Origin of the sequence: Mariniphaga sp. (genome assembly GCF_041687215.1) — a bacterium.
GTDB lineage: Bacteria > Bacteroidota > Bacteroidia > Bacteroidales > Prolixibacteraceae > Mariniphaga.
In genome coordinates this window covers 1-22,053 of the sequence record NZ_JAWLCI010000040.1, presented here as the reverse complement: position 1 = coordinate 22,053, position 22,053 = coordinate 1, and the positions used below count along the sequence as shown (strand labels likewise).

The 22,053-nt window shown below is 41.1% G+C and carries 14 protein-coding genes; 1 reads left to right on the top strand and 13 read right to left on the bottom strand.

What is annotated here, in order from left to right; genetic code table 11:
* Nucleotides 1-4 precede the first annotated feature (4 nt).
* From ACESMA_RS13955 to ACESMA_RS13900, 12 genes are all read right to left on the bottom strand, one after another.
* Nucleotides 5-2,005 (bottom strand): hypothetical protein, encoded by a 2,001-nt coding sequence (locus ACESMA_RS13955; RefSeq protein WP_372949458.1) that lies wholly within the window; start codon nt 2,003-2,005, stop codon nt 5-7.
* A gap of 18 nt (nt 2,006-2,023) precedes the next feature.
* Nucleotides 2,024-4,363, bottom strand: a complete 2,340-nt coding sequence (locus ACESMA_RS13950; protein ID WP_372949457.1) for a GH36-type glycosyl hydrolase domain-containing protein — start codon at nt 4,361-4,363, stop codon at nt 2,024-2,026.
* Between the two features lie 28 nt (nt 4,364-4,391).
* Entirely contained in the window at nt 4,392-5,678 is a 1,287-nt protein-coding gene (locus ACESMA_RS13945) for a hypothetical protein (RefSeq protein WP_372949456.1), read from the bottom strand.
* An 8-nt stretch (nt 5,679-5,686) separates the two neighbouring features.
* Nucleotides 5,687-8,083, bottom strand: a complete 2,397-nt coding sequence (locus ACESMA_RS13940) for an alpha-L-rhamnosidase N-terminal domain-containing protein (protein WP_372949455.1) — start codon at nt 8,081-8,083, stop codon at nt 5,687-5,689.
* Entirely contained in the window at nt 8,080-10,032 is a 1,953-nt protein-coding gene (locus ACESMA_RS13935; protein WP_372949454.1) for an alpha/beta hydrolase, read from the bottom strand. Before ACESMA_RS13935 ends, ACESMA_RS13940 begins: the two co-directional genes overlap by 4 nt.
* 14 nt (nt 10,033-10,046) lie before the next feature.
* Nucleotides 10,047-11,549, bottom strand: a complete 1,503-nt coding sequence (locus ACESMA_RS13930; protein WP_372949452.1) for a RagB/SusD family nutrient uptake outer membrane protein — start codon at nt 11,547-11,549, stop codon at nt 10,047-10,049.
* A gap of 33 nt (nt 11,550-11,582) precedes the next feature.
* Nucleotides 11,583-14,933 carry a TonB-dependent receptor gene (locus ACESMA_RS13925; protein ID WP_372949451.1) on the bottom strand — a complete coding sequence of 1,117 codons (3,351 nt, stop codon included), beginning with the start codon at nt 14,931-14,933 and terminating at the stop codon, nt 11,583-11,585.
* A 136-nt stretch (nt 14,934-15,069) separates the two neighbouring features.
* On the bottom strand, nt 15,070-16,077 hold the full coding sequence (locus ACESMA_RS13920) for a FecR family protein (protein ID WP_372949450.1): 1,008 nt from the start codon (nt 16,075-16,077) through the stop codon (nt 15,070-15,072).
* Nucleotides 16,078-16,597: 520 nt separating this feature from the next.
* Nucleotides 16,598-17,170 (bottom strand): RNA polymerase sigma-70 factor, encoded by a 573-nt coding sequence (locus ACESMA_RS13915; protein ID WP_372949449.1) that lies wholly within the window; start codon nt 17,168-17,170, stop codon nt 16,598-16,600.
* 22 nt (nt 17,171-17,192) lie between these two features.
* Nucleotides 17,193-18,836, bottom strand: a complete 1,644-nt coding sequence (locus ACESMA_RS13910; RefSeq protein ID WP_372949448.1) for an NAD+ synthase — start codon at nt 18,834-18,836, stop codon at nt 17,193-17,195.
* A 10-nt stretch (nt 18,837-18,846) separates the two neighbouring features.
* A complete protein-coding gene (locus ACESMA_RS13905; RefSeq protein ID WP_372949447.1) occupies nt 18,847-19,443 on the bottom strand; it encodes a nucleotidyl transferase AbiEii/AbiGii toxin family protein in 597 nt (198 codons plus the stop codon).
* The gene (locus tag ACESMA_RS13900) at nt 19,431-19,730 is read right to left on the bottom strand and encodes a DUF6922 domain-containing protein (RefSeq protein WP_372949446.1); all 300 of its coding nucleotides are present in this window, start codon (nt 19,728-19,730) and stop codon (nt 19,431-19,433) included. The genes ACESMA_RS13905 and ACESMA_RS13900 overlap by 13 nt, the downstream gene beginning before the upstream one ends.
* 246 nt (nt 19,731-19,976) lie before the next feature.
* Between ACESMA_RS13900 and ACESMA_RS13895 the strand changes: the two genes are divergently transcribed.
* Complete coding sequence (locus tag ACESMA_RS13895) at nt 19,977-20,975, top strand: hypothetical protein (protein WP_372949445.1); 999 nt, start codon at nt 19,977-19,979, stop codon at nt 20,973-20,975.
* Between the two features lie 93 nt (nt 20,976-21,068).
* On the opposite strand, the gene ACESMA_RS13890 is transcribed toward ACESMA_RS13895, so the two are convergent.
* A complete protein-coding gene (locus ACESMA_RS13890; protein WP_372949444.1) occupies nt 21,069-21,860 on the bottom strand; it encodes a DUF1080 domain-containing protein in 792 nt (263 codons plus the stop codon).
* Nucleotides 21,861-22,053 lie beyond the last annotated feature (193 nt).

Sequence of the window (22,053 nt, the reverse complement as noted above, 5' to 3'; positions counted from 1 at the left end):
TTTATTAAAACCTGTCAACCAACACAATAACCGGCCGTTCACTTACATCTAACCGAATTGTTCCGCTTGTTAATTTTAAATCCTCATTAATGCCGGTTTCATTTTTATGGATCAGCATGGTTTTTTTCACTACAGGGGTATTTCCCGTAATTTTTAATTCATAATCCTCAACAACAGTTCCGTCAGAAGTCGGGCACCAAAGCACATAAGCACCTTTTCCATTTTGCAAGTTTTTAAACCTGTAAATCCAGACATTATCATTTTCCGATGGCAGTTCATCCAGAAAGACCATTCCTGCAAGTGCATTTTTCAGGGTTTTTACATAATACCACGATGGCTTGTACTCCTCATTAACCGTAATAAAACCACATGTTCCATAAACTCCATGCGGATAGTTTTTTAAATCGTTGGCAAGAAACATCATCATCCGGTCGAGCCCGGCAGCAGCGCCAACCAGGTAAGCGCGTGTCAGCCACTGGCCCTGTATCTCTTCCATGGTTATTTTTCCGGGATACAATTTGTGCCCCCAGGCTGCCGACTGGTAAGTGTTTTCATCGGTGTCCCAGCCAAATTCACTCAACCAAACCTCTTTTCCGGGGAGGTTCTCGTTCCGCCAATTCACCACATTTTCCAGCTTCTCTTTTAGGTTATCTTCCTCAGGACTAATTCCATAAGCATCTTCTTTGGGGTGTTGTTCGTTCCTTGTGTTGCAGTAATGGTGCAGGTTTATTACATCTGAAGGGAATGAGCCATCGCGGTGATAATCCGACCATAATTTCATTGCCTGCACATAATGGAGTGAAATGGCTGCCAAACCTCCAAAAACAAACCTGATTTCCGGATCGGCATTTTTTGCTCCAAAACCTTCTCCCATCTGATTGAGGTGCCCGTCATACGATGCACTGGAAAATGCAGCAAACTGATAAGGGGTAAAATGCCCTTCAGGATTTCCCCACCAGCGATTGGGTTCATTCCAGTTTTCAAAATACCGAATATAGCCTAAGCCGCTTTTTTTAGGCGAAACTTCAGTGGTTCTCAGCAATCTTTCGGGTACAGAACTCCCTCCATAACGGGCAACGAACTGAAAGGAATAATCGGCCATAATTTTGTATGAAAACGGATCGTCGGGGTCTCCGCCAAAAGAAGGTATATTCTCGTGTTCACGCCATTCATCTACATGCCGGTGGATACAGGGAACACATTCAATGCCCATGTCTTTCATTTTTTTATAATATACATCGCTGTTCCCAAGGCTTGCGCTGGCATATTCGTTTCTCGCGCCCGAATTATTTATATCACCCCAGTCAATCGGAGTTTCCAAATCGGTAACACCATTCCATCTCCAGGGCCTGTATTCGCGCACATTGCCAACTGCCTCATGAACTTTATCAGGAGTATGAATGTAAGAGTTCATACCAATAAACTGGTCCATTGGAATGTTGAATGCAACATGTTCTGTTTGACTTTTTTCAGGCATTTTCTTTTCCAGCGGATAACCAAACAAAATGATTTCGTTTATTGCCAAATCGCAGTTTTGCGGATATTCAGCCTGAAGATTGAACTGTTTTGTCGCATTTTTTTGCAATTGGATAAACTGAGTTTCTGCGGTCCAGTCAATTTTACTCCACGTATTGCTGTTTTGTAAATCTACCGGTTTAAAGTTGCTCCACTCGAATGGAGTTCCCGAGGCCAAAATAAGCCGTCCGCCCTCAACACGGTTTTCTTTCGGTCCGTCGTAAATCCAAACTTCGGTTATTTTATACTTTCTACCCAGATTTATAACCAACCCGGCAGGCCAGAATGTGATCATACTTTCGGTACTCCAGCGGGTGGTTGGTGTGCTATCCAAATCCTGTTCATCAAACCAGGCCATCATATCGCCGGAACCCGATTCATTGATAACCATATCTTCAGAGATTTCAATGATTGCCGGTTCAGTAGAGGTACAAGCATTGATTGAAAAAAGGGCTAAAAACAGAATGATTAACTGATTATTTTTCTTCATAGGTTTTGCATTAAATATTTATTTTTCAGGAATTTGAACAATCACTTCATTGGTTTGCATACATTCATTCAGGTGAATCTCATTTCCCGGAATGACTTTTCCATTCAGATTCAGTAAAACCTCATCTACATCTTTTCGCTGAATTTTTATATCAAACCTTTTCCCGCGGAAATGGCGCGTTACACGAACCTCATTCCAACCGGCTGGAAATCGGGGTTCAATTACCAATTTGTCGAAATCGGGTTTAATACCAATCATTTCCTTGGTTAGTACATTATAGAACCAGGCAACTGAACCGGTAATCCATGTAAATTCCATTTGCAGGGCGTTGTTTTTATGGTCGGGGCCGTAACACCCGTTGGCATAAATGTAAGGCGGCATATTTTGTTTGGGGTCGTTATTTTCCCCGGTAAAATATCCGGGTGTAATCCGCTGAAATGCCTCCCAGGCTTCTTCGATATGTCCTGCACGAAGCAACCCTAAAATCATCCAGACATTTACATGGGAATAAACGGTTCCGTTCTCGCAAATACCCGGCTCCATACAACTTATGCGACCGATATTTGGGTCGGGTGCTGTAAAAGTTGGAGCCAGCAGCAGGTAGCCAATATCCGTTTTCAGCATTTTGCCGGCTGATTCAATAACCAGTTTCGTGCGGTTCTCATCGGCAATTCCGGCAATCATCGACCAGCTTTGGGTATTCAAGAAAATTTTTCCTTCCCGGCTTTTATTTGAACCAACAGCACGACCGTTGTCATCAAAACAGCGGATATACCATTCGCCATCCCAGGCATTATCGTTAATTGCTTTTTTAATGTTTTCGTAACGGGCCTGGTAATCAATTTTGCGGCTGTCATGTAAAAATTCAAACAAATCAACCATTTGCAGCAAAGCCTCTGCGTAGGCCATACTCAGCCAAACACTTTCACCGCGACCTTCTTTTCCAATTGCGGTTAATGAGTCGTTCCAGTCTCCGAATTTTATGAGCACCAGATGATGTGCTCCCTTGTTGTTTTCCAGAAAATTCAAAGCACGTTCAATGTGTTCCCAAACAGTTGCCGAACCTTCATCATAAAATTGAATTTCTTCTGAAAGAAAATCAAAATCAGCCGTTTCCTTTAAATAGGAAATCAGTGTAAAAACCAGCCATAAAGCACTGTCGGAATAGGGTTTGGTGTCCACCGGATTCCAGCCCCGTAAAGCCATTCCGCTGGAATACTGATATTGAAAAGCTTCCCTGAGAATTTCCTTCGTTCGTGCCGGATTGAATGAGGAAACGCCATAACCATGCTGCCCTATGTCGCGATAGCCCATCCATCCCCAGCGACACCATTGCGCACCATAGGCCGTTTGATGTTTCACCCAGACATTCAGCATCCGGTTTAAATGTTCGTCCGGTGTTTGAAAATGGTTGTTGGCAATAAATTGCTGATTATATTGCCTTAGTTTTTCGAACTCATCATCCGTTTTCAGGAGGTATTTCATTTTCAGCGGCTCAACTTCGGCCACCGAATCACATATTCCCAAGACCAGGTTAATGGTTTCTTCCTGTTCGGCTTCCAGTTTCAAATCAAACTGAATCACTCCAACCGTTGCATCACTTGACCCGATGGAACCTTTACATTTTCCTTCTATTACCACCTGAGGTTCGTTTAAACCATTGTAAAGTCCCATAAATGCATCCCGACTGCCGTCAAATCCTGCAATTTCCTTGTCGGGCGCCATAAAGGCCGTTTGATGGCTGTGAGGTGTGATATGCGGATGTTTGTTTGCAATTAAAGCGTTGTTTTCTTTGCTTAAATAAGTGGTGCGAAAAAACATGTCGCCATAGCTGTTGAAGCCCCACTTGTAAGAAAACTGAAACTGATTGTAAATGAAAATGCTTAAATCGCGGCGTTTGCCCGATTTGTTTTCAAATCCGATGGTCCACAATTCAACCGGATCTTTGCCCTTTGGTACAAAAATACGAAACGATGAAGCCATCTTGCTGGTTTCTGACCGGATGACGGAATACCCCAACCCATGCGTGCACTCATAAAAATCATACGCTTTTTTCACCGGTTCCCAATTCACGTTCCAGTATTCACCGGTTTCGTTATCGCGCACATAAATCAAACGGCTCATCAGGTGCTCGCGTCCAAAAACATCGAAATCGCAAATGCGTCCGATTCCTGTAAACAGTTGCACGGCTTCTTTTTCATCCACCTGGTAATCTAAAAATCCAACACCAGTTTGATGTACCGCCGAAAACAGCACATCATTCCATAAATAATTATCGAATGCCCGCGGAGTTTTTGGGTTTGTTACTGTAAACTCAGTCCCGTCTTCATTAAAATATCCGTACTTGCTCTTATTCATTATCAAAATCTTGTTTAATCTTATGTTTTTATACTACAATACTTTCCGGCACTGCCCCTGCATGAATGTCTTTTTGCTTTTTATAATTCTGGATTTTTTTGATAAGCATTTGTGCCACAGGAATAGAAAGCGCCTGAATTGCTGCAATGGCAAGCAATACATACCGCAGGGCAAACTCCGGCGAAGCATATTTTGCTGTTAACAAAAACAACATGCAACCGGCAAAGCGTCCGGCAAATAATCCTGCCTCATGGTTAAAAATATAGGCGAACTTATTTCTATTTTCAATTTCGGCAATGTGGTCGATAACTCCTAACTGAATGGGGAAATAGGAGGCATCGAGCAACGGGCGGGACAATGAATTGCAAATTTGGTAAATGACAACACCAATGGCACTAAAAAAGATGGTATTTACCAATCCTCCGGCCAAAAAGACCAACAGCCCAAAAGAAAATATGTAAATGCGGTGTTCCGGTTTTGAAAACCGGCCAATCAGGTATAAAACCAAAGCTGTAATTAATGAACCAATTGCAACAAGCCCTCCAAGTGAACCTTCCTCTCCGACAAAGCTTAGGATTAACAAAATGGGGAAAAAGAAAATTGCCGCCTGCGCAATACCTTTAAATGCTCCCAGCAAAAGCATCCAATACCAGTCTTTTTCAAATTTAAAAAATATGAACCTGTCGTTTTTGGGATTTACAAAATTGCCCTGATGAACCATTATGGAAGAAAAAACAGTAAGGCCAAAAACAACCGCAGTCAAAGTTACGTAGGCAGCCTTGGCCGGGTACCAGCCAAATCTTTCGCCTGAAACAATAAAGTAGCCGGCAATGGCTGGAACAATAATAAATGTGATGGTATAGAAAAACGTTTCCATACTAAAATAGTAGTTACGGTTTGTGTCATTAGTGGTGGACAGGGATAAAAAATCGCGGTTTGACCAGAAAAAACCAAATGAAATACCCATTACAAAACCTGAAATTGAAATGCCTGTAATATCAACTGAGGGTAAAAGCATCATAATGCTCATGGCTACACCACTAAGTAACATGCCCAATGAATAAAGCCAGGCGATTTTAATGCGCCGGAGTAAAATACCGTTTATCAGAAACGAAACCGGAATTCCAAAATAGACCATAAGCTGATAAACCACTACGTATGATGTATTATCTGATTCCCTTAAAATGTAAGCACCCACAAATAACTCGATGATGGGCAAAACCAGGGCGTAAATCAGGTTGGTCATCAATAAAATCCGCATGTTGCGCGGAAACGATTTAAAATGGGCGAATTCTTTTTTTAATATTCGAAACATACCGCTGGTTATAATTTTAGTTCAATTAATGTAGTTCCTGAGCCTAACTTCATTTCAGAATTTTGCCAGATAAACATGCCTTTTGTGACGGGAGGCAAGGTAACCGAACCCTTCAGTCCGTTTTCTCCTTCCTTCGCTAAATCAACTGAAATCTCTCCGTTTGGGTGAGGCATGTGCCCTTTAATAAAATTCAGGTTCCCCAAGGCAGGTTCAATTTTAACTTCTGCAAATCCCGGTTTCATTGGCCTTATACCACAAACAGTGGCCAAAAAATCGTAATTCGGACTTGCGCCCCATGCATGGCAATCCGAACGTTCTTTATCTTCTCCTTCAACTGTTGTGGTTAATCCGTCGTCAAGCATATCGTACCAGGGGTCAAGTTGTGACAAGTATTCATTGGCAAGCCCGGCTTTTTGCATGGCCTGGAACAGATAAAACCTGAAATAAATCGTTGTTTGAATAAGCGAAGTATCATACAGAATTTTTTGCATCACTTCCGGCTGATCATCTTTCGGAAAAGCATTGGAAAGTATGCCCAAAATATTGGTATGCTGGGAATAAATCTGTTCATACGGAGTATCTTTCAATAATTTTTTAACGGGATCATAACAGCGTTCAAATACAGCTTTTTTAATGTCTGAAGCAAGTGAAGTGTAACGCTGAGCTTCACAATCTTTTCCATAAAACCAAAATAATTCACTGGCTTTATCAAGTGTGTGGGCAAACTGCAACGAAATGAGCGCTGAATTTGAGGTATCTACTCCTGCCGGGGTTCCAACCATAAAACCCTCTGTCCAGTCGCAGAAATTATACCAATCCAGTGGCCCAAGCATTCCACTCTCGTCAATTCGTTGTTCAAACCAACCCAACACAGAATGCATGCCCGGCAAAAATTGTCTTACATATTCACGGTCGTTCCGGTGCATATAGAAATCATGCACCATTTCAATCCAATAAAGCGAAAAAGGAGGAATGACCTGGATAACATTTGTTGGCCCCCGAGCAGTAGTCAAACCTTCGGGTATTCTTGACTGATCGGCCTGAAGGATGGCATTCTTCATCAAACGGTCGTCACCCGAAACGTAAAGCGATATTAATGCCTGAATGCGGGTATCGCCAATGTATTGAAGTTGTTCCCAAAAGGGGCAGTCCATATAGGTTTCTCCGGCACACAACCGGGCAGCCCGCCAGCTCATATCCCAAATATCCTGAAGCCGTGGGTTATCGCTTGCAAAACCAGCTTCTTCAACAAAAGGATATACAGTGAAAATACTGTGGTAATTATTCAGGACAAGTGGTTCTTCTTTGGTTTCAATTTCCAGTTGAACATACCGGAATGTTCTTATCCACAAAGGTTTGAAAGTTCGCATTTCGCCTCCATCCGGCAGAAAGATGTCGTAATAACCTTCAATCTCCTTTCCGTCTATATGGTTTCTGTTTCCTTTTTTCCCATTCTCATCATAAAGCGCTTCGGAATAAATAACTTTTACTGAACTGTTTTTCCCGGCTGAAACGGTTAATTCAGGATAGCCAACAGTCAGGACTTTATGGTCCAAAAGCATTTTGACTTTTGAATGTGCCGGAATTTCCAGGGCTTTTTCATTTTTCAGAAATCCCGCATGAACGAGTGCACCTTCGCTTCTGGCAATTTTATCGAAGCGGGTAATTTTCTGTTCCAGATGCGGAATATTCCTTGGTACAAGGTGCCAGTTTACGCCATGTAAATACCCACGTCCGGCACCTCTCTCCAGATTCCCTGGATTCTGCCATTTTGAATCGTCGAAATTTAGTGACTGCCATCCCCAGGGATAAAGACTTCCGTCAATCAAATCACAAGGTCCCGCAACATAAAAATGCCTGACCATTTGCCTGGTTACCGGGATAGCTTTAAAAGCTTTGTTCTGACTTACCAGCCAGCCTTGTTGTCCGGTATTTATTTTTTCACCCAGATAATCCTTCCCCTGTAAAATAAAAGCTGTTTTGGCCGAAAACTGTGCAACAGGGCGATGTTCTCCCAAATTGAATACTTCAGCAGCAATAATATTTTCACCTTTCTTCAGAAACGGTGTGATATCCACCGTTTCGTAATTCCAGTACTCAAGTGTGCTCCTGGCTGGTCCGTGAGATACCTCGGCTCCGTTTACATACAACCGGTAACGATTATCAGCCGAAACATAAACAGTTGATGAATCATAGACTTCCTCCAACCAGAATTTTCTTCTGAAATTAAATACACCGTAATCAAACACAGAAGCGGAAGGGTGGTTAATCCAGGTTGATTCCCAGCTATGCCTTTGATGGTCCCAGTTGAGGTTCACCTTGCCGTCTGTTTCCTGGGAAAACCCAGTTAAGGTTACAAAAACAAACAACAAAAGAAGTTGAATCAATTTCTTACAACAGTTCATTCCGTTTTGGTTTTTGGTTTAGTGACAATTTTTACTTTTCCCCATTTAACTTCCCGGTACATGGGCATAAATGTTTTGGTTTCGTAATGTGCCTGAAATTCAATTTCATGGCCGGGAGGACAATCATCTGCAATTTTTACTATTGAACTTAAAGTAAATCCATCCGGCCATCTTCCAGGAAGCATTTCATCAAACAGAAATTCTTCATCTGCAACCACATAGGGATCATCGCTGTAAAGCCTGAGCCGATGGCCGTTTTCATACAGCATAATCCGTTCTCGCGCCGAAACCATTCCATCGCCATTACCACAACCGTAAACTGAATTCCGATCTTTTTCTTCTGAACCATCCGGATTTAGAATAATGGATACAACACGCCCGTCATCAACCTGAATGTTTTTAAATTCAGGAACATCGTAAAAAACAGGCAGTAATAACCAATCGTTGAACTGTTGTGAGCCGTAAGTCATTTCCACCTTTAAACGAATCCAGGCTGGAGAACCATCAACCGGTGGATTTTTTGAACTGAAAATTTTGAACGGTTTTGTGCTGATTATTTCCTGATATTCAGAGAAAAAGATTTCCTGGTCAGGAAATGAAATAGTTAAAGAAGAATCGGCTGAAGAAAGCCTGACTATTAATTTTTCCTCCGGATCGAGCGCTCCTGTCCGGTTAAAAATATCCACTGTCAACTCTTCTTCTTGGTTTATTCTCAGGTATTTTCTGTTTGAGGAAAGCCTGTACTTTAGCGCTACAAATTCAGGTTGTGCTGTTTTTTTTGAAATGCCAACTTCAAAGCCTTCTGCTCCAAGATTAAAATTCAATCTGCCATCATCATCTGCTTTTATGGATATTCTTTCAATTTTGTTTTCTTTCAGGTCGAAAATGCGTATATCATAATCATTGCCCGGCACATATAAAGGCGCCGTGGAAATGTTTGCCTGGCAATTTTTAACCGGAGGTCCATCCGGAAGCCATTTCCGGGTATAAAAACCGAAACCGGTTTCATCCACATTGCGAAGAACCAAAAACCCGGGCTCATCCTTATTGCTTTTCACAGAGTAATTCCATTTTTCAAATACTCCGCAAATGTCGGAATGTGACCACTTTTTTTTCAGCGAAACAGGATTTTCAAATTGATTTACAACGAATTGTACTGTCGACTCAAAAACTTTTGACTCACCGGGAATGTCGATATTATGCTCGCCTTCCTGTTTTTGGTAGGTGTAATTTGGCAGTTCATACCAACCGGCGCCGGCAGCCACTTCATCGTTTAACCCAGCCATGGGGCAATTGGTGCGGTTAATCTGAAACAGACCAACATCCTGAAGGTTTTCAAGAGTGTAACGTTGTGGATAAAGCGTATGGTTATCCGGCAGTCCGACAAAAAACTCAGGGCTTCCAACAATATTAACTGCTGCAGAAACCATTCCGGGGTATTTTCCGGCAAGGTAAAACGACATAAAACCGCCCATGCTGAAACCAATAATTCCTCTTTGGTTTCTGTCTGTTTTTGTTCTGAAAGCATTATCAATATGCGAAACCAATTCCGGGAAATAATCTTTCATTTCAATGTCGTATTTCACATCGTGATGGTTACCAATATTGTATGGCCGGGGTTCATCTTCTTCCATACTTCCATCCCACAAAACCAGAATTATTTGATATTTACTGACAATCGTGCCTATTTTCTCATAATCCAGGTTGGCGCTTCCGCCAGAGAATGATCTTCCCCCCCAGCCATGGAAAAAATAAATAACCGGATATTCTTTTTCACTATGCAAATAATCTTGCGGGAGATATATCCGGTATTTTTTTTCTTTTCCGAAAACTTTGCTGTAGTGCTCCAAATCCTGAAAAGGCTGACTATTCGCAGTAAACCCTGCCAACATTAGTCCACCAATCAAAATAAGCTGAACTACAAAAAGATATTTTTGCTTATAAGTCATTTAATTTTCAATACCTAAGGATATTGGGTACCATTGGCCAAATTCGGATTCAAAAGAATCTCTCCATAAGGTATCGGAGCATGATATTTGGTTTTATCCACCGTTCCTTTCGGTTCAAGATCCAACGGGTCTTTCAGCGCTGCCATTTCTTCAACCTTTTCAGTTCGAATCAAATCAAACCACCTGGAGAACTCGGCGGCCAATTCCCATCCCCTTTCCTCAATTATGGCATCACGAAATTCCATTTTACCCATCCCTTCGGGTAAATCATCCAATCCGGCCCGGTTGCGCACCTTGTTAACAGCCTGATATGCATCATTATTTGGAGTACCATTTGCCATTACCTGTGCTTCGGCATAGGTTAGCAAAACCTCGGCAAACCTTAAAAAACAGATGTCCCGTCCAGTCATGTATAAATGTTCAAAACTATCCAGCCAACTCAGGGCACCGTCTCTGTACTTTGCGATATACGGGTGTTTTGTTGAGCTGTTTTCAAAAGTTATGGTTGGATTCCCCTGCTTATCAACAAATTGTGTATGAAAAGTAGCTTCTTTTCTGGGGCCCTCGGGAAACCTGTTATAAAAACCCACCTCAAAAAACACATCGTCCCATCCACTCTCTTCCCCGGGCATTGTTGGATAACCAACAATGGTAGTTAATTGAGGATTCCCCGGAATACCAGTCATTTGAATGGTCCAGATAAATTCATTGTTTTTTTCATTGGCCATCGTCCACAAATCGGCAAAATTGTCTTCCATTGTGTATGGGCCATTATCAATTACATCTTTTGCCATTGAAGCAGCCAATGCATATTTTGATTCATCTTTTAACGGCCAGCCAGCCATTGTAAGGTAAACCGAGGAAAGTAATGATTTGGCTGTCCAACTGGAAGGTCTTCCCGGTTCACCCGGCCAGGAAGAGGGCAAATTGTCTTTGGCAAAATTTAAATCATCAACAATTAATTCATAAACCGAGGAAACCGGTGATAATTCCATTTCAAGATCTGTTATTACGGAGGTTACCAGTGGCAAGTCACCATATACCCTTGTCAGCCAAAAATATGAGAATGCCCTTAAAAAGCGGGCCTGTGCTACACATTGGTTAATAAAAGTTTCGCGACCATCCACTTTATCGTAGTTTTCCAACACATTGTTTGCCGCATAAATTAAATTATAATGATTTCTCCATGCCGCGCCTGGTAATGCTGCATTAATATTTGTTGGATTAAACTGGTCGAACTCTCTGTAATCGCCTTTATTTCCACCAGGCAAAGTTGTTAAATCATCAGCGCCCATTAATGGAAGCCAGATACGGGTTGATGCGAATCCTCCCCAGGGATCCTGAATAAGTGGCCGGTAAACAGCAGTAACTGCGGCTTCCAAATCTGATTCGGTTTTGAAAAAGGAATCATTTACTAAAGATCCGAGCGGTTTTTCTTCCAGATCAAGACAAGAATATGTTGCAATGGCAAGAACAAGAAAGAATACAATTTTATATTTTTTATAATATGGTTTCATAAGAATCATTTTTTATCTGTTATCATTTTTCAATTAAAAACCAATTTTCAGTCCCAGTGTAAATGTCCGTGTTGACGGATAAGTGCCATTATCAATGCCCTGAGATACATCTGACCAGTTCGGGGTAGAAGACAATTCAGGATCGATGCCTGAATATTTTGTTATTACAAAAAGATTTTGAGCACTTACATACAATCTGGCGTTCCTTAATGCACTTCCAATAAGGCCATTTTGAGGGAAAGTATATCCTAAAGTGATATTATTCAAGCGAATAAAACTTCCATCCTCAACAAAAAGTGAAGACTGGGCATACGTAGTGTTGGTTTCACTAAACCCGGCAACAGTTGTATTTGTATTTTCCGGTGTCCACCTGTTAAGTATATCTTTCGAAGTGGGACTTTCAACATCAGTTCCCATTCCAATGATTAGCCATCGTGTCTGGTTCCAGACATCATTCCCCTGTACGCCATTTACAAATATGGAAAGATCAAAATTTCCGTATTGTAAATTTGTGTTCCAACCCCATACAAAATCCGGCTGTGAGGATCCGATATGCATCATATCTTCTCCGCCATAGCTTTTGTTGTTGTCCACATCAATATATCTGGAGTCTCCGGGAACCAGACCGTATTCGGCAGCCGCTGCAGCTTCATGTTGCTGCCATAGTCCGTCAAAAACCAACCCTCTGAATTGCCCAATAGGTTCGCCAACTTTAAGTATAAACGGAGGTGCGGCATAAGTATTCGAGGTGTAACCCCCGTCCGTAAATATTTCGATTTCATCACCAAGATCCAAAATTTTGTTCCTGTTGGCACTTAAATTTAAACTGGTGTTTAATTTAAATTTTGATTTGTCTGCAATTACGCCAGAAAGAAAAAGTTCAAATCCTTTATTTTCCAACGAACCCACATTTTTTGTCAGTGTACCTCCTCCTGAATAATCCGGGATATTTACGTTCAGCAGCAGATCAGTGGTTTTCTTATAATAATAGTCAAGACTTCCAGACAAACGGCCTTCCAGTATTCCAAAATCAAGGCCAAGGTTAGTTTGTGCAGTAGTTTCCCATTTTAAATCAGGATTGGCAGCGACTCCCGGCGCTATTCCAATCATCTGGTTGGTAGTGCCGTTAAAAGAATAATTTCGGCCCAGACTAAGTAAACTCAGCGTTTTATAGGGTGAAATTGCCTGGCTTCCTGTTAGTCCGTAACTTGCCCTGAATTTCAGGTTTTGAACTGCGGAAATATCCTGAATAAATGGCTCATCTGAAATCCTCCAGGCAAATGCTCCCGAAGGGAAATAACCATATTTGTTATCACCATAAAATTTGGAGGAACCATCGGCCCGAAATGTGGCTGTAAAAAGGTATTTTTCATCAAAAGTATAATTGAGTCTTCCCAGAAATGATTGAAGAGACCAGTTGGTATAATTAGAACCCACCGTTCTTGTATCACCTAAGCCAACGTTATCATATCCCAAAGCAATGGTTGGAAAACCAGTGGCCCAGTTTCCATTGTAGCGTGAAACGAATATTTGCTGCTCATAAATTGCTGAAACATCCAGTTTGTGTTTGTCTGCAAACAAGTTGTTGTAGTTAAGCATATTTGTGTTTTGCAGATTCCATGAATAGTTGTTGTTATGGCCGGCTTCGGTAATTGATTTCGGCGAACCAGGGGCGGCAGTTTTTAAAAAGGGCCTGTTGGCAAAAAAACCATTGGCGCCCCCGCTAACAGAAAGAACCAATCCATTCACTATAGTATAATTGAATTTCAGATTGGAAATAGTTTTTAATTCCTTATTGTCAAATATTCTTTCCAGAGCATAAAAAACAGGATTTGAAGCGATTGGGCCATAGGATAGAGATTGTGTATAATTGTTCGCATCTTCATCCCAAACCGGAATATTCGGAGAGAAAATTAAAGCAGCCCCTGAAGCATCGCCCCTGCCATTATGTGTGTAATTATTTCTTGATTCTTCATAGGTAGAGTACATTGTAAATGCCACATCAAAATTATCCCTCAGTTGAGTATTAATATTTGTTCTTAACCCATATCTTTTATAAAAAGAATTTAGAACGATTCCCGTCTGATCGGCAATTGTACCCGATAAATAATATTGGGTTTTATCGGTGCCTCCACTAAAAGACAACTGGTAATTTTGGGTTCCACCATTTCTGAAAACTTCATCCTGCCAGTCGGTACCACCTGTTAAAGCCATTTCTGATATTTCATTTGCAGTAAATTGAGGATTTCTACCTACTGCCTCAAGTCTGGCATTTATGGTTTCCATATATTCAACCGGCCCCAGCAAATCATAAGTATTACTAATTTGATCAAGGCTGTAAAAAGCATCAAACTCAATTTTGGCGTCGCCACTTTTAGCTGATTTAGTAGTGATTAACACCACTCCATTGGCTCCCCGCGAACCATAAATAGCTGTTGATGATGCATCTTTAAGTACCGAAATGGAAGCAATTTCATTAGGATTCAGAGAAACAATATCGGCTCCAACAAATCCGTCAACCACGTAAAGAGGGTCATTATCGCCATTAATTGAGTTGGCTCCTCTTATTCTTATTTTCATTCCGGCGCCCGGCGCTCCACTTGGCTTTTGTACCTGAACTCCTGCTGCTCTGCCTTTTAGAGCATCCTCAAATCTGATAATAGGTTGATTCTCAAAATCAGCAGAAGTTACACTTGACACCGATCCTGTCAAATCACTCTTTCTGGTGACCCCATATCCAACGGCAACGACTTCTTCAATACCGAATGTTTCTTCTTCCATGCCAACATTAATCCGTGTTTGACCGGCGACAGCTATTTCCCGAGTTTTCATCCCCACAAACGAGAAAACCAGTGTGGCGTTCTCCGAAAGATTGGTTAGAAAATAGGTGCCGTCAGCATTCGTTATTGCCCCCTGTGTGGTTCCTTTTATAACCACTGTAACTCCCGGCAATGGCTGCCCCGATGCATCGGCAACCCTCCCGGAAACAGTGAATTGATCAAATAACTTTGCTTTTCCGCCAACAGGAGTTAAAACGATGTAGCGATCTCTGATTAAAAAGTCCACTTCCTTTTTATCGAACAACCGGATTAAAATTTCATCTACCTTTTCTTCCTCAAATGCAATGTTAACCTTTTTCGACACATCGATTAACTCACTGTTGTACAGAAAATAAAACTCACTTTGATCTTGAATAGCATATAAAACTTCGCGAATGGTAACATCTTTCAAGTTCAGACTGATTGTTTTGGTTTGTGCATAGCTGCCGCTGGCTAAAACCTGGAGGGCACTTATGAGCAGTATCAAAACCGTGTTGCGCATAACAATTAGTTTTTTTCGGTGCTGCCTTAAAAGCAAATGCACCTGGTTTAAAAAATTTTTCATAGTTTTACACTGTTTTAAATTATAGAATGATTTAAAATTACCCCCGGTCAGAAGCCGTGGGGGATGATGGAAGGAAGTTTTCGCAGCACTTCCTTCTTTTTTATAAGATTGATTTTACATTATCTTGCATTTACAATTATTTTTTGGTTATAGTTATTAATGATGGAGAAAATTCTCCTGAATCCTTTTCAGGTTTTCCCTGAGTATATCGGATTAAAATTCCCGGTGAACTTATTTCCAGAAGTTCCAATACCCGGTGTAATGGTTCATTATCGAAAGTGGTGGTAAACTTATAGTGTTTGATTCCTTCATCCGCAATTACTACCCTTACTCCATACCATTTTTCAAGCAACGAAGCCAGCTCTGTTATTGGAGTATCGTCTAAAATCATGATGTTTTCGCGCCAGGCAATGTATTTCTCAATTTCAATATTCTCTAATGTTACCGTTTTATTTATTTTATCAAATTCAAGAAAATCGTTTGGCTGCAGTTCGCAATATTTCCAACTTCCTCCGTCACCGGAAAACCGGAATTTTACTTTTCCTTCTTTTAATGCCACCTGAATTTGTTCAGACTCCGGCCAGGCGTTCACATTAAACTGTGTGCCCAGCACCTCCACTTCGGCATTTCCGGTTTTCACCAAAAAAGGTGATTGTTCGTTTTTTACCACATCGAGAAACGCTTCTCCTGTGAGTTTCACTTCCCGGTTTTTGCGGATGAATGGAATGCCATAACGCAGGTGACTGCCGGAGTTGAGCCAAAGGTTGGTGCCGTCGGGCAAAACAACATGCGAGCGCATACCCACCGGGCTGTGGATTTCCTGCCAGGTAATTTCACTTTGTGCCAGCTCGCTAACTGTAGCTTTATCTTTCTGAAAAAAGAGCGTCCAGATTGCAAAAGCCAGCAGAGGCAAAGTAAGCACTGCCGCAATGCGGGTGAGGGTGGTAAAAATGCTGTATGTACTATTTCTCTGATTGATTTTGCTGCTCACTGTGCGGTAGGCCTTGTCAACATCCACCGAAACAGTCTGGTCGATTAAGTTTGCCGCTTCCAGCTTTTTATCGAAGGGAGACAATCCTTTCCTGTACTCTATAAATTTTTTGAATTCAGATTCGGATTGTTTTATATGGATATGTTTATTCATTCTTTTATTGCTGTTCAAACCATCAAATTTAGTCTGGTTTACTGATAATACAATTGTGAACGGGAAAACACGTAAAAGAAAATGAAAATAATTGAAAAATATTTTGAAAACAGTTTAATGACCGAACTACGAATTTCCCCTCCTTTTTGTCAAGGAGGGGAAAGACAGCTTTAGCTGGTAGGGGGGGGTTGTCCGTTTTTCATGGCAGAACATCATTCAAATTTATTTTATTGGATTGACCACCCCGGCTTTGTCCTGATTATCTGTAGAAAGGATTTTATAATGCGTTGGACTTCAGCCACCCCTCCTTTATACAACAATAAATTCCATAACTGCAACCGTTAAAGGAGGGGAAACTCTTTAATAGTTGAAATATTTTGAAAACAATTTAATGTTCGGACTACGAATTTCCCCTCCTTTTTGTCAAGGAGGGGAAAGACAGCTTTAGCTGGAAGGGGTGGTTTTTAAATTTAAAATTAACGTTGGATAAATGCGCGGTTCCAAACCGCGCCACCCGGCACTAAAACAACATCAGCAAAAACATGTAATCTTTCAGTTCTTCCCGCAAAATTTTAAGAGCATTGGAGATGTGGGTTTCCACGGTGCGTTTGGAAATATTAAAGTGCTCGGCTATCTGATCGTTGGAAAAACCCTTGAACCGGCTTAAACCAAAAACTTCGCCGGTTCGCGATGGCAGTTTCTCAAAAGCAGACTTGATGAGTGCCTGCAATTCCGACTCAACAAACAGGTCGGGTTGATACAGCCTGTCTGTTTCTATCATTTCCCGAAGTTCAACACGAACTTTTTCACTGATTTTTTCTTTTTTCAGGTAGTTCAGCGCCCGGTTTTTTACCGAAGTAAAAAAGTAACTTTTCAGGGTAACTGATTGTTTGATTTCTTTTCGGCCAGTCCACAGCTTCACAAAAAATTCCTGGACAATTTCTTCGGCTTCATCGCGGTCGAGAATAATCTGCGATGCAAAAGTTACCAAACCGGGATAATAAAACCGAAACAGCAATTCAAAGGCAGTCTGGTCGCCGTTAATGAGTCGCTGTATCAGGGTTTCTTCTTTAATCCCATTGATAACAGTCATGGAAGCAAATGTAGGAAATAATTTAATACCTCGCCACCAGCGGCATCTTCCTTCCAAAGCCGAACGCCTTGGAACTAACCCTCAAAATGGGTGCTGCCTGAAATCGTTTATACTCGGTAGTGTTCACCATCCGAATAACTTTTTTCACCGTTTCCGCATCGAATCCTTTGTTTTCAATTTCTTTTGGAGAAAGATTTTGCTCGATAAAACTGAAAAGGATTTCATCGAGAATTTCATACTCGGGCAACGAGTCGGTGTCTTTCTGTTCAGGACGCAGTTCGGCAGAGGGTGGTTTTACAATGGTATTTTCGGGAATAATTTCCCGTTCGCGATTGATAAAACGAGCCATTTTAAACACATCGGTTTTATATACATCGCCCAGCACAGCCAGTCCGCCGTTCATGTCGCCGTATAGCGTACCGTAACCAACGGCACATTCGCTTTTATTGGTGGTGTTCAGCAAAATGTGGCCAAATTTATTGGAGATGGCCATGAGGTAAATGCCCCGCGCCCGCGCCTGGATATTCTCCTCGGCAATCCCGGATTGTGTGCCTTCAAAAAGTGGGGCAAGTTCTTTTTCAAAGGAATCCACTGCACTTTGAATATTTAAAATGTCGTAGCGAATTTTCAGATTTTCGGCCAGTTGACGAGCATCCTCCACGCTGTGGTACGATGAATATTTTGAAGGCAACAACAACACTCGCACATTTTCAGGCCCCAGTGCCCGGACTGCCAAAACAACAGTAACTGCCGAATCTATTCCGCCGGAAAGTCCCAAAGTGGCCTGCCGGAAACCATTTTTTCCAAAATAATCGCGGATTCCGAGCACCAGTGCATCGTAAATCTTTTCGATGCGGTTTGTTTCAGGCTGAAGTTTAATTCCTCCCGGATTTTGGGTGTCAACAACCAGAAAATCTTCTTCGAAATACTTCAGTTCCTTTACAATTTTGCCGTGTACGTTAATAAAAACCGAGCCTCCGTCGAAAATCAGTTCGGTTTGGGCGCCGGTTTGGTTCACATAAAAAATGGGCAGGTTGTATTTTTTTGCCTTTTTAACCAGCACATCTTTCCGCCAGTTTTCCTGGTTGTACGAAAACGGCGAAGCGGAAATATTCACCACAAATTCAGGCTGAAGTTTTGCCAGTTCTTCCATGGGCGAAACCCGGTAAAGTTTGTTTTTACCGAACTCGTTGGCAGTGGGTTGTTCATCCCACAAATCTTCACAAATGGTAACGGCTATGCGTTCGCCTTTGTATTCAACTATATCAAAATCACGGTTAGGCTCGAAGTGACGGTATTCATCAAAAATATCGTAAGTAGGCAGCAGGGTTTTATTGTGCACTGACTGAATTTTTCCTTCAACCAAAAAAAACGCCGAATTGAACAGCGTTTTACCCTGCTCGTTTTCGTTGATACGCGGTGCGCCCACAATCGCCGCAATCCCATGGCAGGAGGCAGCTATTTGTTTTACTGTTTCTTCGGCTTTGCGGATGAACTCCTTCTTTTCCAGCAAATCGTGCGGATAATATCCTGTTACTGAAAGCTCGGAAAAAACAACGAGGTCGGCGCCTGCAATTTTCGCTTTTTCAATATGTTCAATAATTTTCGCGGCATTTCCTTCAAAATCGCCGATAATGTAGTTTAATTGTGCCAGTGCAACTTTCATAAACCAATGATTATAAATCTTTTAAATAATTTTCAGTCTCTTTGATAATTCGATCCTTTATTTCATCCCATTTGAGATTATTACCTTTCAAAATAACGGGCCAGTCTTCCATCACCACATCATTAAACCATGTGATGCTTTTTAAAACATTTACCTCGTTATATTGAGCATACTTTTGTTTGTAAAAGGAAATCAATTCAGAAAGGGAAAAACTATCAAGCAAAAAATAAATATCGATAAAATCCTTAACCCGCTGGCCACTAACAGTAATAGCGTTAAGTTTCATTGCAGCAATGTCTTCAACTGCTAAAATTGAAATTCCATCTACTCTTAATGACTGACCAATCAACGGATATCTGTGGGCGATAATATCAACCTGAATTTCGTTTATGCTTCCTTTAATTGTATTTTCAGCGGAGAAAAAAAGTTGGAATTGAAAGTCGGATGATAGCTTTTCAAGTAATTGTTCAACATCGAAACTAAAATCAGAAAACAGGTCAATGTCAATTGATTTTCGGTGACCGTAAAGTAAGGCCAATGCTGTTCCTCCAACAAGAGAAAACCCATCAAGGTATTTTTTACTTTGAAGTTTTTTTAATAACTCCAATGCTGATTGGTCGATTGTTTCCGTATGTAACATTTAAATTCGTTAATTGGAACTTGTAAAAGCAGCGAAAGAAAATTAAGCGTTTTGGGGTCAATATAATTCAGGCTACAAACCGTTTTTTTTACCTCTTCTTTTCCGTAATGCCTTAATATTAATTTTATTTCCCGGAGGTTCCCTAAATTCATTACCCGTTCAATAATAATCCTTTTGGATTTATTCTCATCCAGTAAATCAGGATTAATATCCCAAAAATATGTTTTGTTGAGTTTTTCAAGTAATTCCGGCATGGCTCATTTTTTATCAAAAATACAAAAATATGCCGTGAATAGCTATTTCATAAATGGCTGCCTGTTATTTTTGTTTCAAATTTGCAATAAAATTAAAACCAGTTCGTATTGAAATATAAAATTATGAAAAAAGAATCTCAACATCAATTTTATAGATACATGTATAAATCCCCCGTCTCATTATCATTCAACACCCCCTTTTTTAAAGGGGGATTTCACCGAAGTTACTTCGGTTCATATAAAATAATGAATACTCTTTTTATTATTCTGATATTTTTTTCATCATGCAACCGTAATCCGCTGAAAGTTGATATTTCGGATATAGAAACTGAAATAGAAATCGTACGTTTTGACCAGGAGCTTTTTGATTTACCAATGCAGGATACACTGGCAGAATTAACTGCGCTTCGAAATAATTTTCCTGAATTTTTCGATTTGTTCACCTGGAAAGTGATTGGAGTGGGCGGCATTCAAGAAGAACATTTTCCGAAGATTATAGGCGAATTTTTGACCGACACCATGATTGTGAATATTAAAACACTGGTAGAAAATGAGTTTTCGGATTTCAAAAAAACAGAAGCAGAACTGATAGAAGCTTTCAAATACTTTCAGTACCATTTTCCGGAAAAAGAACTGCCAACCCTTTTTACCATGATTTCGGGTTTTAACCAGTCGGTGGTAACAGCAGAAAACATTATCGGTGTGAGCCTCGACAAATATATGGGGCGCGATTTTACTTACTACAAACAGTTGAGCAACGTTCCGATGTACAAAATTAAAAACATGCATCCGGAAAAACTGGTTTCTGATGTGGCTTACGCCTGGGCAATGACAGAGTTTGATGAAAGGGGAACCGCCACCACCCTGCTCGACCATATTGTCCACCAGGGAAAATTGTTTTATTTTATGGATGCCCTGCTACCCGAAATGCACGATTCTCTAAAAATTGGTTACACCGCTGAACAACTAAAGTGGTGCAAAAACAACGAACCCCAAATGTGGAATTTTTTGGTGGAAGAAAAAATGCTGTATTCCAACCGACGGATGGACATTTTGCGTTTTATTAACGACGGCCCTTACACAACCGGATTTCCAACCGATTCGCCCGGAAAAAGTGGCGTTTGGATTGGCTGGCAAATTGTGCGCCAGTACATGAAAAAGCACAAAGAAGTTTCTGTTTCGGATCTGATGAAAAATATGGACTATCAGCAGATTTTAAACGATTCCAGGTATTATCCGGAATAGAGGAACTGGTCATTGGTCACTGGTCACCAGGGAAACATTAAAAAGGGCATGTTCTGTAAAACACACCCTCTCATCAAAAAAATATCTTGAAAATTACAACTCTCTTATTTTAATGCCGCGGAACCAAACATCGTCGCCATGGTCTTGCAATGCAATATAACCAGATTTGGCCACGTTTGCCCAGTCTTCATTCAATTCAGGAAATTTTGAATCAGCCACCAGAGTGTTCCAGTCATCTGTCCACAGGTGGTATTCCAAAACAGTTTCGCCGTTTTGTTTGTGAACAACAGTTCCGTTGTACACCAGAATTTCAACCGAGTTCCATTCGCCGGCAGGTTTGGCATTTTGCGGGTCAGCAGGAATCAAATCGTACAATGAACCCGCTTTGCGGTTCCCATCTTTGCCAAGCATGGCATCGGGGTGGCGTTCGTTATCGAGCACCTGCATTTCAGGTGCGGTTTTCCAGATTGGCCAGTCTTCCACTTCTTTTCCAAGGTAGAAAATACCGGAATTCCCCCCTTCTCCAATTTTCCATTCCATCTTCATGTGGAAATTAGAAAATTCTTTGTCGTAAAGAATGTCGCCACCGTCTTCAGAGCCGGCTTCGCCCATTCCTGAGCCTTTGCAATGCAATGTTCCGTCAACCACTTCCCAGCCTGCCGGGAAATGACCTTTGTTCACACCCCGCCAACCTGCGCTGGATTTGCCGTCGAACAGCAACACCCAACCGGCATCTTTTTCTGCCAGTGTCAATTCATTCGGGCCAACTTCCTCAACAGCAGCCGATTTTTCTTCAGACTCATCGGCTGATTTTTTCTGGCCACCGGTGCATGAAATTCCAAAAACTAATGCACCTGCAAAGAGAAAAGAAAAAACTTTTTTCATTTTTATTCTATTTAATTGGTTAAAGTATCATTGTTTCTAATTGGTTGTACAAAAATAATTGAAAAACGTTACATCCAAAACATTTAAATCATTCCTTAATTATATTGCCGCTGAGATAAAATGAATGAGAATAATCTGATTCTTCCAATATTCTTTTGTAATTTCGGTAATCATTCGAAATATAAAACAAGAA

What these genes read in the sequence shown, in the direction of transcription:
- ACESMA_RS13895 (WP_372949445.1), top strand. Translation starts at nt 19,977, where the DNA reads ATGAATACTCTTTTTATTATTCTGATATTTTTTTCATCATGCAACCGT.
- ACESMA_RS13945 (WP_372949456.1), bottom strand. Translation starts at nt 5,678, where the DNA reads ATGTTTCGAATATTAAAAAAAGAATTCGCCCATTTTAAATCGTTTCCG.
- ACESMA_RS13930 (WP_372949452.1), bottom strand. Translation starts at nt 11,549, where the DNA reads ATGAAACCATATTATAAAAAATATAAAATTGTATTCTTTCTTGTTCTT.
- ACESMA_RS13915 (WP_372949449.1), bottom strand. Translation starts at nt 17,170, where the DNA reads ATGACTGTTATCAATGGGATTAAAGAAGAAACCCTGATACAGCGACTC.
- ACESMA_RS13950 (WP_372949457.1), bottom strand. Translation starts at nt 4,363, where the DNA reads ATGAATAAGAGCAAGTACGGATATTTTAATGAAGACGGGACTGAGTTT.
- ACESMA_RS13940 (WP_372949455.1), bottom strand. Translation starts at nt 8,083, where the DNA reads ATGAACTGTTGTAAGAAATTGATTCAACTTCTTTTGTTGTTTGTTTTT.
- ACESMA_RS13900 (WP_372949446.1), bottom strand. Translation starts at nt 19,730, where the DNA reads ATGCCGGAATTACTTGAAAAACTCAACAAAACATATTTTTGGGATATT.
- ACESMA_RS13910 (WP_372949448.1), bottom strand. Translation starts at nt 18,836, where the DNA reads ATGAAAGTTGCACTGGCACAATTAAACTACATTATCGGCGATTTTGAA.
- ACESMA_RS13890 (WP_372949444.1), bottom strand. Translation starts at nt 21,860, where the DNA reads ATGAAAAAAGTTTTTTCTTTTCTCTTTGCAGGTGCATTAGTTTTTGGA.
- ACESMA_RS13920 (WP_372949450.1), bottom strand. Translation starts at nt 16,077, where the DNA reads ATGAATAAACATATCCATATAAAACAATCCGAATCTGAATTCAAAAAA.
- ACESMA_RS13935 (WP_372949454.1), bottom strand. Translation starts at nt 10,032, where the DNA reads ATGACTTATAAGCAAAAATATCTTTTTGTAGTTCAGCTTATTTTGATT.
- ACESMA_RS13925 (WP_372949451.1), bottom strand. Translation starts at nt 14,933, where the DNA reads ATGAAAAATTTTTTAAACCAGGTGCATTTGCTTTTAAGGCAGCACCGA.
- ACESMA_RS13955 (WP_372949458.1), bottom strand. Translation starts at nt 2,005, where the DNA reads ATGAAGAAAAATAATCAGTTAATCATTCTGTTTTTAGCCCTTTTTTCA.